Source organism: Bradyrhizobium sp. NBAIM14, from assembly GCF_020193895.1.
GTDB classification, from domain to species: Bacteria; Pseudomonadota; Alphaproteobacteria; order Rhizobiales; family Xanthobacteraceae; genus Bradyrhizobium; species Bradyrhizobium yuanmingense.
In genome coordinates, this window is record NZ_JADYVQ010000112.1 from 1 (window position 1) to 393 (window position 393).

The window sequence follows — 393 nt, forward strand, 5'->3', positions numbered from 1 at the left end:
TGCACGATGGGGTCAGAGCCCTTTCCTGCGGAAAAGGATCCGACCCCTTACCCGATACCCAGCCCGGGAATCGCGCTGATGCTGTCCGGATCGAACCCGGCCAGCGCGGCGAAATGACGGCCACGCGCCACGTAGTCGCGGTACGCACCAAAGCTCGGTGCACCCGGCGACAGCAGCACTACCCCGCCCTGTTCGCCCAGCGCGGCGCGCGCCAAGGCCATCGCCTCGGCGAGATCGCCCGCCGCATGCAGGCCGAAGCGACCGGCGTCGGCCAACGGCTGCAGCATCGCGTGGATGCGCGGGCCGTTGCTGCCCATGGTCACGATCTCCACCGGCGGCACATCGTGCGCCATGTGCTGCATGAAATCGGTCCAGTCCAGGCCACGGTCATGC

1 pseudogene is annotated in these 393 nt (G+C 68.4%); it reads right to left on the bottom strand.

Features of this window, described 5'->3' with window-relative positions:
* Positions 1–47: 47 nt before the first annotated feature.
* Positions 48–393 (bottom strand): annotated as a pseudogene (locus I6F28_RS37250) (hypothetical protein); the annotation flags it as partial.